Raw genomic sequence first — 14,490 nt, 5'->3', positions numbered from 1 at the left:
AGGGGATGCGGCGCGCCGTGTCCCCTTCTATATGTCCAGGCCGCCCCGGTTTTGCCGCCGCACTGCGCCTGAAGTTGCAGCCGGATCCCTAAAAACTGCAGGCCATGCCAGACATCACCGTGGAGATCCAAGGCCAGACGCATTTTATTTTTCGCAGATGTCGTGCTTCGGTCCTCAGCCTCTAGGAGCCCGTAACCTTTGGGAAAAATCAGGATTTTTGCATACGAAAGTATGCATATGCGCCCGGTCCTGGACCATACAGCGACGTAGATCAGCGCATTTTTTGGGAACTATTTGGCCTGCGAGGCATTTCATTCTCAACGATAACGACGAACGAACTTAAGGAGTAACACCATGAACACCTTTGCAAAATTCCTCGCCGGCGCATCCGTTGCAGCACTTATCCCCCTCGCGGGCATCGCCAATGCCGAAACGGTTGCTGACGTGAATTCGACCTTCAAAGGCACAGGCAAAGCCGTCCCTTCCGTCGAGTCTGTTGAAGCCGACAAAAGCAATCCCAAGGTTGTCACCGACCAGACTTATGACAGCCGTGGCGACATGGATCCGGCCAAACGCTTCAGCGATGCAATCGTCGCAACCAAAGCCAACGGCCCCGACATGATCCCCGTGCAAGAGCGTGATTTCGACACACTGCTGGCCAACGCCAAACTGGTCGAATCGCCGCTGGATGGCCAACTGGTCGTCTCCAGCGACAACAAAGCGGTCGGCTCGGTGAGCAGCGTTTACGAACAGGCCAACGGCGACCTGCTGGCCGAAGTGGCACTGGACTCCACGCTGGAAACCACAGCCATGCGCGCTCTGCTTCCGGTGACCACGATCACAACCGACGGCAGCTTGGTCATGAAGGGCGACTATGACGCCATCAAAGCCACGTTCCAAGCCGAAGAAGGTGTCGAGATCAAAACCAACAACTGATTGGTCTTGATCTGAGCCGCCTCTGCTCAGGCGGCCCACCTCATATAAGGGGGATCCGATATTTCGGGTCCCCCTTTTGCATTTTCAGAGATGATTTCACCACTGGAAACCTGCCCAGAACGAGCCCCGTATACCCTCCGGAATTGATCACTTTCAGATGGTGCATTTCTGCAAAGTGAACTGTTCGTCTCGGGCCCTCGCAGAGTGCCGTTGCTGCGCTTAAATCCTTACCAGACGCCAAGACGACACCGTCCGGCGACATTCTGAATAAGGACTAAATCCATGAACACGTTTGCAAAAATCATCTCTGGCGCTGCTATTGCCGCACTTCTGCCACTCACCGCTGTTGCCAATGGCTATACCGGAAACGGCGACGTCAGCGCACCAGTTGTGACCAGCACGGCGACCCACACCATCGTCTCCAGCCTCACCTATGATCGCCGTGGCAAGATCGTGCCCGCCCAGGCTGGCGACACTCCGATGATCGTCACCAAAGGCACCACCGTCACGACCGCTTTCACCTATGACCGCCGCGGCATGATCGTGCCTGCCAAACCCGGCGACACCCCGATGATCGTGACCAAAAGCACCACCGCCTCGTCCAACGTCACCTACGACCGTCGTGGCGAATTTGTCCCTGTGACACCCAATGGCGGCCAGTACTGACGGCGCATGACGACCAGTTGATCGCAGAGCGCGATTGATCCATGCTCCAGATGGGGGGAGCCCGAAAGGAGATGCGGCACGCTCGCGTCCCCTTCTATCTGTCCCGTCCTCGGCCCCGAGAGTACTGCATGCCCACCAAAGGCGCGAAAATCGCAGCGCGTTACGCCGCCGGATGCGCCAAGGACACCACAAGAGCGGCATTTTTGCGTCAAGCCCTTTCCCATCGCGCGTCAGTCGCGTAAATCGGGGCGCATCGTCAGAGGGGACAAATATGCAAGAACCGGCAATCACCGATGCGTTGATCGCGAGCCACGGGATCAAACCCGAGGAATATGCCGAAGTCCTGCGCATCATCGGGCGCGAACCGACGTTCACCGAACTCGGCATCTTTTCGGCCATGTGGAACGAACATTGTTCTTACAAGTCGTCGAAGAAATGGCTTCGCACCCTGCCGACCACAGGCCCGCAAGTGATCTGTGGTCCCGGCGAAAACGCCGGTGTGGTGGATATCGGCGATGGTCAGGCCGTCGTCTTCAAGATGGAAAGCCACAACCACCCCTCCTACATCGAACCCTATCAGGGCGCGGCCACCGGCGTCGGCGGCATCCTGCGCGATGTCTTCACCATGGGCGCGCGTCCGGTTGCGGCGATGAACTCGCTCTCCTTCGGCGACCCTTCGCTGGCCAAGACAAAGCAACTGGTGCACGGCGTCGTGGAAGGTGTCGGCGGTTACGGCAACTGCTTCGGCGTGCCGACGGTCGGCGGCGAAGTCCGCTTTGATCCCGCCTATAACGGCAACTGCCTGGTCAACGCCTTCGCGGCGGGCTTGGCCGATGCTGACAAGATCTTTTACTCCGCCGCCTCTGGTGTCGGGATGCCCGTCGTCTACCTCGGTGCGAAAACCGGCCGCGACGGCGTCGGCGGGGCCACCATGGCCTCGGCCGAATTCGACGACACGATCGAGGAAAAGCGCCCCACTGTTCAGGTCGGTGACCCCTTCACCGAAAAACGCCTGATGGAGGCCTGCCTTGAACTGATGCAGACCGGCGCCGTCATCTCTATTCAGGATATGGGCGCTGCGGGTCTGACCTGCTCTGCCGTGGAAATGGGCGACAAGGGAGAGCTGGGCGTCAAGCTCAACCTCAACCTCGTGCCCTGCCGCGAAGAAAACATGACCGCCTATGAGATGATGCTGTCCGAGAGCCAGGAGCGCATGCTCATGGTGCTGCGCCCGGAAAAAGAAGACGTCGCCCGCGCCGTCTTCGACAAATGGGACCTCGACTTCGCCATCGTCGGTGAAACCATTGCCGAGGATCGCTTCATCATCGAACACAATGGCAAGGTCATGGCCGATCTGCCGCTGCGCGCGCTCTCGGGCAACGCCCCGGAATACGACCGCCCGCATGTGCCGACCCCGCCGGCAGAGCCGCTGGGCGAAATTGCCTCTGTCGATCCCATCGACGGGCTGCGCGCGCTGATCTCCTCGCCCAACTACGCCTCGAAACAGTGGGTCTATGACCAGTACGATTCGATGGTGATGGCCGATACCACACGAGGCCCGTGTCTGGGCTCAGGCATCATCCGGGTACACGGCACGAAAAAAGCCCTCGCCTTCACCTCGGACGTGACCCCGCGCTACGTCAAGGCGAACCCGGTCGAGGGCGGCAAGCAAGCGGTGGCCGAGGCCTATCGCAACCTTTGTGCCGTCGGCGCCCTGCCCCTCGCCTCGACCGACAACCTGAACTTCGGCAACCCCGAAAAGCCCGAGATCATGGGCCAGTTCGTCGGCGCCATCGAAGGTATCGGCCTTGCCGTCGCGGCCCTCGACATGCCGATCGTGTCGGGCAACGTCTCGCTCTACAACGAAACCGACGGCTCCGGCATCCTGCCGACCCCGACGATTGGCGCCGTTGGCCTGATTGCCGATGCCTCCAAGGCGATCAACGGCAAGGCCCGCGACGGCCACGTTCTGCTGATGGTCGGCGAGGTCGGCAGCCACCTTGGCCAGTCAGCCCTGCTCGCCGAGGTCTTCAACCGGGTTGAGGGCGACGCACCGCCGGTCGATCTTGAGGTCGAAAAGCGCAACGGCACCTTCATCCGCGACAATATCGACTGGATCACCGCCTGCACGGACCTCTCGGACGGGGGCCTCGCCCTCGCCGCCTTCGAGATGGCCGAGACCGCCGGTGTCGGCGTCACCCTCTCCACCTCGGATCAGGCCGAGCTGTTTGGCGAGGATCAGGCGCGCTACCTCATCGCCTGCAACTTCGACTCGGCCGAGGCGCTGATGGTCAATGCCGGTCGCGCCGGCGTGCCGCTGACATCCGTCGGCAAGTTCGGCGGTGACAATGTCAATTTCGGCGGCCAGTCCGCGCCGTTGGCAGACCTCGCCGCGATCTACCGCTCCAGCTTCGGCGCGGCGTTCGCCTGACGCCAAGCGATGGTTTTTTCGGGCCGCACCAGCTGAACAGCCGGGTGCGGCCCGGTTGAAATGCCGCGCTGCAATACCGACGTGTTACCGACGCAGTACCGACGGGATACCGCACGGCCCTGTCAGGCCTTCAAAACCACGGCTCTTGCAGGCATGACCGGCAAGGCTTACATTTTCCACGAAGACGAATACGGAGAGAGTTGCATGTCAATTCAGGCCTCGGATATCGAAGCACTTATCCGCGAAAGCTTCCCCAATGCGCAAATCGAGGTGCAGGGGGACGACGGCGCCCATTTCTCGGCCATGATCGTGGATGAAAGTTTCCGCGGCAAGAACCGGGTGCAGCAACAGCGCGAGGTCTACGCCGCGCTGAAAGGCAAGATGGACGGCCCCGCCGGCGAGCTGCACGCCCTCGCCCTGACCACCCGCGCGCCCTGAGAAATCAAGTGCGGCCCGGCTGACACAGCCAGCGCACCCGTCCTAAACGGAGATACCAAATGACTGATGTAAAAGAAAAAATCTCAGACGTCGTAAAAGCGAACGACGTCGTTCTCTTCATGAAGGGCACCAAGGAAATGCCGCAGTGCGGGTTTTCCAGCCGCGTGGCCGGTGTGCTGAACTACATGGGCGTCGATTATTCCGACGTCAACGTTCTGGCCGATACCGACATTCGTCAGGGCATCAAGGATTATTCCGACTGGCCGACGATTCCGCAGCTTTATGTCAAAGGCGAATTCGTCGGTGGCTGCGACATCATCACCGAAATGACCCTGTCGGGCGAGCTGGACACGCTGTTTGAACAAAGCGGCGTCGCTTATGACAAGGACGCCGCTGAGAAGATCCGCGCAGCCAACGGCTGAACCGGCTTTTATTCTGGTGTTTTACAGAAGGCGAAGAGGGTCACTTCTTCGCCTTTTTCCTTGTCGAACCAGTCCAGTTTGCCGTTTTTGCCCTCGCTCCACCAGACATAGCCCGAGGTGCCCTGGGCCGTCCGATAGGGCTCATTCGCGTCCGATTTGCTCTGCGACAGCGTCACCAGCTGCCCTTCGGCCCAAAGCACCGCCATCGGTTTTTTCCCCATGATATAGGCCACGGGGATTTTGACACCGCGTTCGCAGGTATAAACCGCCTTGAGGACGGGGCTCTCCTGAGCCGCCAAAGGCGCCGCAACCGCGCCCAGAGCGAGAACTGTCAGACATATTTTCGTAAACATCTTCAACACCTTGCACTTCTTAAACGTGACAGATCAACTGTCGCTGGCGCGCTCTTCAACCCGCTCTGCCAGAGCTTCGGCCTGTGCGGCCAGCTCGGCCAGCGTGTCGGTCACGCTATTGGGCACGACGGGCACTTCGATACGCTGAGGTTCTGGCGGGGGCGCGTCTTTCAACGCCTTCAGCTCAGCTTTCAGCGACTCGATTTCGCTCTCCATGCCTTTGACCTTGTCCTCGACCCCGGCGGTGCGATCCGCCAGCATCAGGCCCGACATCAGCAACATGCGGGTTTCAGGAATACGCCCCGTCTGCTCGACCAGAACCGTGGCTTCGCTGTCCAGCATGGCCGCAGCCGCCTGAAGAAACGCCTCTTCGCCTTCCTGGCAAGCGACTTCAAAGGTGCGGCCACCAACGGAAATCTCGACTTCGGGCATCAGCTCTCTCCGGTTTCGGGTTCGGCAATAAACGGCGCAAGAGCAGCCAGAATGGCCTCGGCCTGCGCCTGAGCAGCGGCGTGATCAGCGCGCAATGCATCCATCTCGGCCTCGACCGAGGTCGTCAGCAGCTCGACATCCGCGCCTGAGCCACTGGCCAGCACGTCCCGCATCGCACGGTTGTTCTCACGCAGATGCGCGTTCACCGCCCGCAACTTGTTGATTTCAGTTTCCATTTGCCCAAGGGCTGCGATCACTTCAGCGGCAGTGTCGTCCTCTGGCAGCACGGCGGGCGCGTTGCGCGCCGCTTCAAGCTCGGCCTCCAGCTGGTCCTGTCGCTCATGCAGCGCACGCACGCGTTCTTCCAGCTGGGCGCTGACATAGCGCTCATCCTCAAGCGCCTGCATCAGCTCCTCAGCGCTCTCGCCAGGGGCGGCCGGTGGCGGCGCCTCCTTGACGGGCTCCAGGCCATCCAGGCCGGCACCGATCCGTTCCATTGCCGCAAGAATGCGGCCCTGCAAGTCTTCGAGATTACTCATCTGCCCTCATCAAACTGCGGCCAACCCGCGCAATTGGTCCGGAAATGCCCGGGGTATCACGAAGCCGACCTTTGGTTCCGGCTGTCTTATCCCGGTCCGCGCGCACTTGCATCCGGGTTTTCATATCGTTCGGCGTCACCTGAAGCAATCCGCCCAGCCTTTTGACATATCTGGCGAATCATAGATCTGCGTTGAGTTTAGGCAAGTCTATCGAATGCTCCGTATTTTCCCAAATCCCCCACGTTTTCGGGCCAGAAGCCCCGGCTATCCTTGCCTTTCGCTGTGCGGCTGCTAAGAGCAGCGCTAACATTTCGGCTATCACCGCCCCCCAGGACAGAGGAAACCTGCCGTGGATATTGACGCCCTGCGCTCCGCCCATCCCGAACACTGGTCCAAGGCCGCCGCGATCCGCGCGCTGACACTTGATGCCGTGGCTGCTGCCAACTCCGGTCACTCCGGCATGCCGATGGGCATGGCCGATGTGGCGACCGTGCTGTTTGAAAAGCACCTGAAATTCGACGCCGCCCAGCCCAGCTGGCCGGACCGCGACCGCTTTATCCTGTCGGCGGGCCACGGCTCGATGCTGCTCTATTCGCTGCTGCACCTGACCGGCTACGAACAGTTCCCGATTGAGGAGCTGCGCAATTTCCGTCAGTGGGGCGCCCGCACCGCTGGCCACCCGGAAAACTTCCTCGCCGAGGCGATCGAGACGACGACTGGCCCGCTGGGTCAGGGGCTGGCGAATTCGGTCGGCTTTGCCATGGCCGAGGAAATGCTGCGCGCCCAGTTCTCCAAGAAGGTCGTGGATCACCACACCTATGTCATCGCCGGCGACGGCTGCCTGATGGAGGGCGTCAGCCAGGAAGCCATCGCGCTGGCCGGCCGTCATGAGCTGTCCAAGCTCATCGTCTTCTGGGACAACAACAATATCACCATCGACGGCAAGGTCGAACTGTCCGACCGCACCGATCAGCCGATGCGCTTCAAATCTGCGGGCTGGCATGTGCAGGAGATCGACGGTCACGATCCCGAAGCGATTGATGCCGCCATCACGGCCGCCAAGCAGTCCAACAAGCCCTCGATGATTGCCTGCAAGACGCATATCGCGCTTGGCCACGCCGCTCAGGACACCTCCAAGGGTCACGGCGCGCTGACCAATGCCGATCAGATGGCCGCCGCCAAGGCCGCCTACGGCTGGACCACCGGCCCGTTCGAAGTGCCCGCCGACATCAAAGCCGCCTGGGAAACCATCGGCCGCCGTGGCGCGAGCGAATACACCGAATGGCAAGAGCGGTTCGCCGGTCTGTCCGAGCGTCGTCAGGGCGAATTCAACCGTCGCCTGTCGGGCGAAGTCCCGAACAAACTGGCGGCTGTCGTGCGCGCGCTGAAAAAGCAGCTCTCCGAAAGCCAGCCCAACGTGGCGACCCGCAAGGCGTCCGAGATGGCGCTTGAGGTGATCAACCCGGTGCTGGAAGAGACCGTCGGCGGCTCTGCCGATCTGACCGGCTCGAACAACACCCTGACGCCCGACCTCGGCGTCTTTGACATCGACAACCGCAAGGGCCGCTTCGTGCACTGGGGCATCCGCGAACACGGCATGGCCTCGGCGATGAACGGCATGGCGCTGCACGGCGGCATCAAGCCCTACTCCGGCACCTTCATGTGCTTCACCGACTACGCCCGCCCCGCGATGCGTCTGTCCGCGCTGATGCGCACCTCCACCATCTACGTCATGACCCACGATTCCATCGGCCTGGGCGAAGACGGCCCGACGCACCAGCCGGTTGAACACCTTGCCATGCTGCGCGCCACGCCCAACATGCTGGTGTTCCGCCCCGCCGATGTGATCGAGACGGCCGAGGCCTGGGAACTGGCGCTCAGCCAGACCGGGACGCCCTCGACCCTGTCGCTGACGCGTCAGAACGTGCCGACCCTGCGCACCGAGCACAAGAACAAGAACCTGACCGCTCAGGGCGCCTATGTGATGGCCGAGGCCACTGGCAAACGTCAGGCGATCCTGATGGCGACCGGTTCGGAAGTGGCGATTGCCATGGACGCCCGCGCGCTGCTAGAGGCCGAAGGCATCGGCACCCGCGTCGTCTCCATGCCCTGCTGGGAGCTGTTCGAGGCGCAGGACGAAGCGATCCGCAAGCGCGTCCTGCCCGCCGGTCCCGTCCGCGTCGCCGTCGAGGCAGGCGTGCGCATGGGCTGGGACAAGTGGCTGATGGGCGAGCGTGGCCGCGAGGCCAAGGCGGATTTCGTCGGGATGGACGGCTTCGGTGCCTCCGCCCCCGCCGAAACCCTCTACGAGAAGTTCGGCATCACCGCCGAAGCCATCGCCGCTAAGGTCAAAGCGCTGCTGTAAGGCATCCCGCTTACAAAATCGCAAAAGGCCGGGCGCAGGGTTCCCCCCTCGCCCGGCCTTTTCGCGTTCTGGCCGCTGGCCCCGACGCTGCATCGCGGCATCCGCAGAGATTCTCTCTCCGTCGCGCCAATTTGCCGCCCGGGACTGGTGGCGCAAACAGTTAGCGCGAACCCTGCCCGAGGGTTAGCGCAACCATGAGCAAACCGTTAATGTTTCCGCTAACACTTTGTCCTTAAATGGTATTTTGCCTTACTCTTGTGATGTCCGGCGGCTATAGACGTCCTCAAGCTGACATGCAGGAGACATCGGGATGACCATCACACTGGGGATCAATGGGTTTGGCCGCATCGGGCGTAGCACCCTGGCGCATATCGCCGAAGCCGCCCGCAATGACGTCCACGTCGTCAAGATCAACGCCACCGGGCCGATCGAAACAAACGCACACCTGCTGAAATATGACTCCGTGCATGGCCGCTTCGGGCGCGATATCAAGGTCGCCGGCAACACCATGGATATCGGCCGCGGCCCGATGGAGGTCTTCTCGACCTATGATCCGTCCGAGTTGGACTGGGAAGGCGTCGACGTCGTGCTGGAATGCAGCGGCAAGTTCAACGACGGCCTCAAGGCGAATATCCACCGTGAACGCGGCGCCAAGGCGGTGCTGATCTCGGCCCCGGCGACCAACGTCTCGAAAACCATCGTCTACGGCGTCAACCACCGCAGCCTTGTCGAGACCGACACCGTGATCTCCAACGGCTCCTGCACCACCAACTGCCTCGCGCCTCTGGCCAAGGTCCTCAACGATGCCATCGGCATCGAGAGCGGCATCATGACCACGATCCACTCCTACACCGGCGACCAGCCGACGCTGGACCGTCGCCACAGCGATCTCTACCGTGCCCGCGCCGCCGCGATGAGCATGATCCCCACCTCGACCGGGGCCGCCAAGGCCATCGGTCTGGTGCTGCCGGAACTGGCGGGCAAGCTGGATGGGTCGTCGATCCGCGTGCCCACGCCCAACGTCTCCTGCGTCGATCTGACCTTCATCGCCAAGAAGGACGTCACCGTGAACGACGTCAACGAAGTGGTGCGCGAAGCCGCCGCCGGTCACATGGGCCACGTGCTCGCCTATGACCCCGAGCCGAAAGTCTCGATCGATTTCTGCCACACCGAACACAGCTCGATCTTCGCCCCCGATCAGACCAAGGTCTCCGGTGGCCGCCTTGTGCGCGTGTTGGCCTGGTACGACAACGAGTGGGGCTTTTCCTGCCGCATGGCCGATGTTGCCGCCGCCCTCGGCCACCTGCAGCACTAAGCCTGTCCCCCGCGCCAGAAAGGCCCGCCGGTTCCCTCCCGGCGGGCCTTTTCGCGTTTGCCCACGCGGCCCTTGACCTTTGGCCCCAAAGGGTGGATTTTCAAGGCAATGTGTTAGCGCTAACCGGCGAGACTCGCGCATGTCTGCCGAGAAAAGGGAAAAACCATGGTCACCACAGTCGCGATTAACGGTTTCGGGCGTATCGGGCGCAACGTCTTGCGCGCCATCGCCGAAAGCGGTCGCACCGATATCGAAGTCGTCGCCGTCAACGATCTGACGTCGGTCGAAACCAACGCGCACCTGTTTCGCTACGACAGCGTGCATGGCCGTTTCAACGGCGAGGTGAAGACCGGCGACGACTGGATGGATGTGGGCAGCGGACAGATCAAGATCACCGCGATCCGCAACCCCGAGGAACTGCCCTGGACCGGCGTCGACGTGGCGCTGGAATGCACCGGCTTCTTCACCAAGCGCGACACTGCTGCCCGTCACCTCGAAAACGGCTCGGCGCGCGTTCTGGTCTCGGCGCCCTGCACCGACGCTGACGTGACCGCTGTCTACGGTGTGAACCACACCTCGGTGACCTCGGATCACATGGTCATCTCGAACGCCTCCTGCACCACCAACTGCCTCGCGCCCGTCGCCAAGGTGCTGAACGACACCGTCGGCATCGAGCATGGCTTCATGACCACGATCCACTCCTACACCGGCGACCAGCCGACGCTGGACCGCGCGCACTCCGACCTCTACCGCGCCCGCGCTGCCGCGATGAGCATGATCCCGACCTCGACGGGTGCTGCCAAGGCCGTCGGTCTGGTGCTGCCGGAGCTGAAGGGCAAGCTGGACGGCGTCGCGATCCGCGTCCCCACCCCCAACGTCTCCTGCGTTGATCTGACCTTCACCGCCTCGCGCGAAACCACGGCCGAGGAAATCAACGCCGCCCTCGTCAAGGCCTCCGAATCCGGCCCGCTGAAGGGCATCCTCGGGGTCACCACCGACAAGCTGGTGTCGATCGACCTCAACCACGACCCGCGCTCCTCGACCGTGGCGCTGGACCAGACCAAGGTCATCGGCGGCACCATGGTGCGCATCCTGTCCTGGTACGACAATGAGTGGGGCTTCTCGAACCGCATGGCCGACATGGCCGGCGTCGTTGGCGGCCTGATCCGCTAAGAGACCGCAGCGCGTTAGTGCTTTTTAACCCCCATCTGCAGTATGACGCAGGTGGGGGTTTTCCTTTGCCGGAGCCCCGAGGCCGGGGAAAAGTCGCGCAAAAGGGGATGTGATGAGCAACAAGACAGCGATCCTCCTTGGCGGGGTCATCCTCGCCGCGCTGGTGGCCGATGCGCAACTGGCGGGCGGTGCGTACACGCTGTTTCTGCTGCGCAAATTCTCCGACTTTCTGGAATGGATTGCCTTCTGGCGCTAGACGGCCCAGTTTCGGCGGGCACCTTTTCAGACCCGGACGGACCCCATGCACACACTTCTGACCCTTCTTGCGATCGTCATCTTCATCGCCCTGCTCTGGGGCATAGGGCTGCTCTCCTACACCCTGCGCTGGAAAATCCGGATCGAGAAGATCGTGCCTCCGCGTGGCCAGTTCACCCAGATCTCCACCGGCAAGCTGCACTATGTCGAACGTGGCACCGGCCCCGCCGTGCTGCTGATCCACGGCCTCGGCGGCCAGCTCGGCAATTTCGACTGCGGCGTGATCGACAACCTTGCGCGCGATCACCGCGTCATCGCCATCGACCGCCCCGGCATGGGCTACTCCGAACGTCCCGACACCGCCCCCACCGGCCACCCCGAAAACGCACAGCTGATGTTCGAGGTGATCGAGGCGCTGAAGATCGACCGGCCCCTCGTTGTCGGCCATTCGCTCGGCGGGGCGATTTCCCTCGCCATGGCGCTGCAGGCCCCGGAAAAGCTGCGTGGTCTTGCGCTGATCGCGCCGCTGACCCTGCCCTCCAAGACCGCCCCGGCAGCGGCCTTCAACAACCTGAAGATTTCCAGCAACTGGCTGCGCTGGCTGATCGCCTGGACGCTGGCGACACCTGGCGGTTTTCGCAATGCCGCCGTGGTGCTGGACCAGATCTATGGCCCCGAGACCATGCCCGCCAATGCCCCGACACAAGGCGGTGGCCTGCTTGGGCTCCGCCCGCGCCACTTCTTCAACACCAGCCGGGACTTCATGGCCTCGGGTCGCGGGCTCAAGCAGATGGCCGAGCGCTATGACAGCCTCGCCCTGCCCGTGCGCGTCCTCTACGGCACCGAGGATCGCACCCTCGACCACACCCGTCAGGGACAGGAGCTGGCCGCCCTGCACCCCGCCATCGGACTGACGCTGGTGCCCGGCGGGCATATGCTGCCCGTCACGCAGCCCGACACCTGCGCCGAGTTCATCCGCAAGGCCGTGCAGGACATGCCCGGCGCGTAAGGCTCAGGCGTATTTCGCTTTCAGCTTGTCATTGACCGCAGCGGGGACGAATTTCGAGACGTCCCCGTTCAGCCGGCAGATCTCTTTCACCAGTTTGGAGGCGATCGCCTGATGCTTGGCGTCCGCCATAAGGAACGCCGTCTCGACCGAGGAATCGAGCGAGCGGTTCATGCCAACCATCTGATATTCGTACTCAAAATCCGCGACGGCCCGCAGCCCCCGCACAATGACCCCGGCCCCGACATCGCGGGCGCATTGGATCAGCAGGTTCTCGAAGGGATGCACGATGATCTCCGTGCCGGTCTGGGCTGAAAGCGCGCCGCATTCCGCCTCGATCATCTCGACACGCTCTTCCAGTGAAAACAACGGCCCCTTGTCGCGGTTGATCGCCACGCCAATCACCAGACGATCCACCAGAGCCGCCGCGCGACGGATGATATCAATATGGCCAAGGGTGATGGGATCGAAGGTTCCGGGATACAATCCGATACGCATGAGGGGGCTCTCCACGGGGTTTACCTGCGCCGCACGCAACAATATTGCGCGCGCCTTTGCAAGGGCTGTCTTGGAATTTTAAGGCCCCGCACCAAACCTTTGGCATGGCGTATCACTCGGGCAGCCTTGGCGAAAATCAAAAAAGGCGCCACCCAACGGCGACGCCCCCTCGTGGTGCAAAGCGCTCATGCGGCTCAATGCCCCATGATCATGCCTTCCAGCGCGTCTTTTTCGGCCGACAACTGCGTCAGCCGCGCCTTGACCACATCGCCGATGGTGACGATGCCCACCAGCTCTCCGTTCTTGGTCACGGGCATGTGGCGAAACCGGCCCTCGGTCATCTTGCGCAGCACTTCGTCGGACATCATGTCCAGCGTGCAGCAGACCGGGTCCTTTGTCATCAGCGCCGAGGTCGCCAGCTCCAGACAGCTTGCCCCGCGCACGGCAAGGGCCCGTACGATATCGCGCTCAGACAGGATGCCTTCTGCGTGCACGCCGTCCGTGCTGACCACCAGACCCCCGATCCGCTTTTCCGCCAGCAGCCGCGCGACTTCATGCACAGGGGTGTCGGGTGTCACGGTAAAAACACCGTCTGTGGATTTACTCTTGAGAATCTGCTGAACCAGCATGCGATTCCTCCCTTGGTTGAAGCTCACTCCTCAACCACAAGCCTCCGGTAGCGCGCCCCGCAAGTCAAGCGAGCGCTTCGCACCGCGCGATTTCCGCCTTCAATCGCTCAGCCAGCAGCACCGCAAAGCGGTTCATGCGCTCAAGTCGACCATCATCGGCATGGCGCACCAGATAGAAACTGCGCTTCAGACTGACCACTTTCGGCAGCACCTTCACCAGCCCCGGATAGCCCATGCGGGAAAAATCATGGATTATTCCAACGCCGCAGCCCTGCACAACCCAATGAAATTGCACGGAGACCGAGTTCGAGGCCAGCGGCACCCGTTCAGCGCCGATCTCGCCCAGATAGTCCAGTTCCTTGTCGAAGATCATATCCGGGATATAGCCCACCAGCCGGTGCTGGCGCAGATCCTGAAGCGAGCGGATCGGTGGATGCTCGGCGAGGTAGCCGCGTGTCGCGGCAAGGTGCAGATGGTAGTCGCTGATCTTCTGCACCGTCAGTCGCCCGGCGGTCGGGGCGCTGACAGTGATGGCAATATCCGCCTCGCGCCGCGACAGGTTGAACAGGCGCGGCAGGGCGACAATCTGTACCTCCAGATCGGGGTTTTCATCGACGATCCCGGCGCAGACCTGCGGCAGCAGAAAGTTCGCGACACCATCCGGCGCACCGATGCGGATCTGCCCCGAAAGCCCCGCCTCTCCCTGCCCGGCCACCTCTGCCTCGCCCGCCATCAGCGCCGTCTCGGCACGCGCCGCGTGCTGCATCAGACGTTGCCCCGCCTCGGTCAGCGCATAGCCCTGCGGGCTTTTGGCAAACAGCGCCGCGCCGACGCCTTCCTCAAGCCGGGCGATGCGCCGCCCCACCGTGGCAGGGTCGATCTTGAGCTGACGCGCGGCGGCAGACAGGCTCTCCAGCCGCGCCACACTGAGAAAATAGCGCAAATCGTCCCAATTCATCGCCACCTCGTACAGCTATTTCTGCAAAGCCTATTTGAAAACTTTCCTCTTTATCACGCAGAAATGCAAGACTA

At 62.2% G+C, this 14,490-nt stretch carries 16 protein-coding genes; 10 read left to right on the top strand and 6 right to left on the bottom strand.

The window, feature by feature from the left end; translation table 11 throughout:
- The first annotated feature begins 354 nt into the window (after positions 1 to 354).
- The 5 genes from F3W81_RS02825 to grxD all read left to right on the top strand — a co-directional run bounded on the left by F3W81_RS02825 (position 355) and on the right by grxD (position 4,893).
- On the top strand, positions 355 to 936 hold the full coding sequence (locus tag F3W81_RS02825) for a hypothetical protein (RefSeq protein ID WP_193082160.1): 582 nt from the start codon (positions 355 to 357) through the stop codon (positions 934 to 936).
- Between the two features lie 282 nt (positions 937 to 1,218).
- A complete protein-coding gene (locus tag F3W81_RS02820; RefSeq protein WP_193082159.1) occupies positions 1,219 to 1,602 on the top strand; it encodes a hypothetical protein in 384 nt (127 codons plus the stop codon).
- Between the two features lie 271 nt (positions 1,603 to 1,873).
- The gene (purL, locus tag F3W81_RS02815) at positions 1,874 to 4,033 is read left to right on the top strand and encodes a phosphoribosylformylglycinamidine synthase subunit PurL (protein WP_193082158.1); all 2,160 of its coding nucleotides are present in this window, start codon (positions 1,874 to 1,876) and stop codon (positions 4,031 to 4,033) included.
- A 204-nt stretch (positions 4,034 to 4,237) separates the two neighbouring features.
- A complete protein-coding gene (locus tag F3W81_RS02810) occupies positions 4,238 to 4,471 on the top strand; it encodes a BolA/IbaG family iron-sulfur metabolism protein (protein WP_119398138.1) in 234 nt (77 codons plus the stop codon).
- A 59-nt stretch (positions 4,472 to 4,530) separates the two neighbouring features.
- On the top strand, positions 4,531 to 4,893 hold the full coding sequence (gene grxD, locus F3W81_RS02805; protein WP_193082157.1) for a Grx4 family monothiol glutaredoxin: 363 nt from the start codon (positions 4,531 to 4,533) through the stop codon (positions 4,891 to 4,893).
- 8 nt (positions 4,894 to 4,901) lie between these two features.
- Here the strand turns inward: grxD and F3W81_RS02800 are convergent, their stop codons facing one another.
- From F3W81_RS02800 to F3W81_RS02790, 3 genes are read right to left on the bottom strand one after another with little or no spacing between them, the layout of a single operon-like run.
- On the bottom strand, positions 4,902 to 5,246 hold the full coding sequence (locus F3W81_RS02800) for an MliC family protein (protein WP_193082156.1): 345 nt from the start codon (positions 5,244 to 5,246) through the stop codon (positions 4,902 to 4,904).
- Between the two features lie 33 nt (positions 5,247 to 5,279).
- Positions 5,280 to 5,678, bottom strand: a complete 399-nt coding sequence (locus tag F3W81_RS02795) for a cell division protein ZapA (protein WP_193082155.1) — start codon at positions 5,676 to 5,678, stop codon at positions 5,280 to 5,282.
- Positions 5,678 to 6,217: a hypothetical protein gene (locus F3W81_RS02790; protein ID WP_193082154.1), complete on the bottom strand. Its 540-nt coding sequence runs from the start codon at positions 6,215 to 6,217 to the stop codon at positions 5,678 to 5,680. Before F3W81_RS02790 ends, F3W81_RS02795 begins: the two co-directional genes overlap by 1 nt.
- Before the next feature lie 349 nt (positions 6,218 to 6,566).
- Between F3W81_RS02790 and tkt the strand changes: the two genes are divergently transcribed.
- The 5 genes from tkt to F3W81_RS02765 all read left to right on the top strand — a co-directional run bounded on the left by tkt (position 6,567) and on the right by F3W81_RS02765 (position 12,334).
- Positions 6,567 to 8,582, top strand: a complete 2,016-nt coding sequence (gene tkt, locus F3W81_RS02785; RefSeq protein WP_193082153.1) for a transketolase — start codon at positions 6,567 to 6,569, stop codon at positions 8,580 to 8,582.
- Between the two features lie 310 nt (positions 8,583 to 8,892).
- Positions 8,893 to 9,897 (top strand): type I glyceraldehyde-3-phosphate dehydrogenase, encoded by a 1,005-nt coding sequence (gap, locus tag F3W81_RS02780; protein ID WP_193082152.1) that lies wholly within the window; start codon positions 8,893 to 8,895, stop codon positions 9,895 to 9,897.
- A 165-nt stretch (positions 9,898 to 10,062) separates the two neighbouring features.
- Complete coding sequence (gap, locus tag F3W81_RS02775; protein ID WP_193082151.1) at positions 10,063 to 11,070, top strand: type I glyceraldehyde-3-phosphate dehydrogenase; 1,008 nt, start codon at positions 10,063 to 10,065, stop codon at positions 11,068 to 11,070.
- Positions 11,071 to 11,182: 112 nt separating this feature from the next.
- The gene (locus tag F3W81_RS02770) at positions 11,183 to 11,326 is read left to right on the top strand and encodes a hypothetical protein (protein WP_193082150.1); all 144 of its coding nucleotides are present in this window, start codon (positions 11,183 to 11,185) and stop codon (positions 11,324 to 11,326) included.
- Positions 11,327 to 11,371: 45 nt separating this feature from the next.
- Positions 11,372 to 12,334 (top strand): alpha/beta fold hydrolase, encoded by a 963-nt coding sequence (locus F3W81_RS02765; RefSeq protein WP_226941827.1) that lies wholly within the window; start codon positions 11,372 to 11,374, stop codon positions 12,332 to 12,334.
- Between the two features lie 3 nt (positions 12,335 to 12,337).
- On the opposite strand, the gene coaD is transcribed toward F3W81_RS02765, so the two are convergent.
- The 3 genes from coaD to F3W81_RS02750 all read right to left on the bottom strand — a co-directional run bounded on the left by coaD (position 12,338) and on the right by F3W81_RS02750 (position 14,416).
- Entirely contained in the window at positions 12,338 to 12,829 is a 492-nt protein-coding gene (coaD, locus tag F3W81_RS02760; protein WP_193082149.1) for a pantetheine-phosphate adenylyltransferase, read from the bottom strand.
- A gap of 194 nt (positions 12,830 to 13,023) precedes the next feature.
- The gene (locus tag F3W81_RS02755; protein ID WP_193082148.1) at positions 13,024 to 13,458 is read right to left on the bottom strand and encodes a CBS domain-containing protein; all 435 of its coding nucleotides are present in this window, start codon (positions 13,456 to 13,458) and stop codon (positions 13,024 to 13,026) included.
- 64 nt (positions 13,459 to 13,522) lie between these two features.
- Positions 13,523 to 14,416: a LysR family transcriptional regulator gene (locus tag F3W81_RS02750; RefSeq protein ID WP_193082147.1), complete on the bottom strand. Its 894-nt coding sequence runs from the start codon at positions 14,414 to 14,416 to the stop codon at positions 13,523 to 13,525.
- Positions 14,417 to 14,490: the final 74 nt, after the last annotated feature.

The sequence above is a fragment of the Pseudooceanicola spongiae genome, assembly GCF_014899185.1.
Classification (GTDB): domain Bacteria; phylum Pseudomonadota; class Alphaproteobacteria; order Rhodobacterales; family Rhodobacteraceae; genus Pseudooceanicola; species Pseudooceanicola spongiae.
This window is presented reverse-complemented; position numbering and strand designations above follow the sequence as displayed.